The organism is Treponema socranskii subsp. socranskii VPI DR56BR1116 = ATCC 35536, from assembly GCF_000468115.1.
GTDB lineage: Bacteria > Spirochaetota > Spirochaetia > Treponematales > Treponemataceae > Treponema_D > Treponema_D socranskii.
The window spans coordinates 1-1,235 of sequence record NZ_AVQI01000024.1 but is presented as its reverse complement, the minus strand read 5'-3'; the positions used below and the strand labels follow the sequence as shown (position 1 = coordinate 1,235).

Annotated in this window: 1 protein-coding gene; it reads left to right on the top strand. The window is 45.2% G+C overall.

All coding sequences use genetic code 11. The features are described 5' to 3' along the window. Nucleotides 1-60: 60 nt before the first annotated feature. Nucleotides 61-1,227, top strand: a complete 1,167-nt coding sequence (locus tag HMPREF0860_RS04060) for an ISAs1 family transposase (RefSeq protein WP_021495518.1) — start codon at nucleotides 61-63, stop codon at nucleotides 1,225-1,227. Nucleotides 1,228-1,235 lie beyond the last annotated feature (8 nt).

Below are 1,235 nucleotides of genomic sequence, written 5' to 3'. Positions count from 1 at the left end.
CACGGAAATCAATTTTCAGAGGTACTATTTAAAAAGTTGAAAAAGTGCTAGAGTGCGGGTATGAGGTGGGAAGAACTGGAAGACGCACTCGAAGTGCTTGAGACGGAGCGGGAATACGACGGATATTTTTGCAGTATAAAAGCTGCGGTTATCATCGTGATTTTGGGAAGCCTATGCGATTTACAAAGCGTAAAGAAAATCCACGCATGGGCAACGACCGAACATGTCAGGAAGTTTCTGGAAGAAACGTTTGGAATCAAACGGATACCGTGCTACTGGTGGCTGCTAAGTTTGCTCGGGATAATACGACCGGAATCATTGAATGAGTGTATGAAACAATGGGTTGCTTCTGTTGTACCGGAACTTGCAGCAAAGCTTGAGGCAGAAGAAAATGAACAAAGTAAGCAAAAGAAAAAGACGTTGACGATTGCCATAGACGGAAAAGAGATCCGCTCGACGGGAAAGATGAAAAAATACGACAATCCCTTGCATATCATCAGTGCACAGATAGGGGAATTGGGGCTGACGCTTGCCCAAAGAACGGTAGCAACAAAGAGTAATGAGATTCCAGCCGTACCGGAATTGATAAAAGAGCTTGCAATTCCGGGCTGTATGGTAGTCGCGGACGCAATGAACTGTCAAATAGAGACTGCGGAGGCGATAGTTGAGGCAAAAGCGGATTATTTATTGAGTGCAAAGGGCAATCAGCAAGCACTTATGAACGATATCGCAGAGTATGTTCATGATACAAAGCTGAGAGCGAAGATGGACAGGGTTAGTCGAACGGAAAGAGGTCATGGGCGGAAGGAAACACGGCGTGCGTATACGAGTGCTGATGTTTCATGGCAGCCGGGAGGTCGAGTATGGCCGGAACTCAAATGTATTGGAGCACTTCATACACGATTTGAGACGAGCAAAGGTGTAACGGAAGAATGGCATTATTATATTTCAAGTAAAGCGTTACGAGCACAAGAGTTATTGCATCATGCAAGAGAGGAATGGTCGGTAGAATCGATGCATTGGCTGTTGGATGTACATTTTGATGAGGACAGATGCAGGGTTCAGAGTAAGAACGTACAACAGAATCTCAATATGCTGCACAAATGTGCGCTTAACATAACTCGCATACACAAGCGTGAGACACAATCGAAGCTGCCTTTGAACGGCATTATGTTCGGCGCTCTTATGAATCCTCAGGCGTTGTTACCGCTTTTGGGTAAAACTTGATTTCCGTG

What these genes read in the sequence shown, in the direction of transcription:
- HMPREF0860_RS04060 (WP_021495518.1), top strand. Translation starts at nt 61, where the DNA reads ATGAGGTGGGAAGAACTGGAAGACGCACTCGAAGTGCTTGAGACGGAG.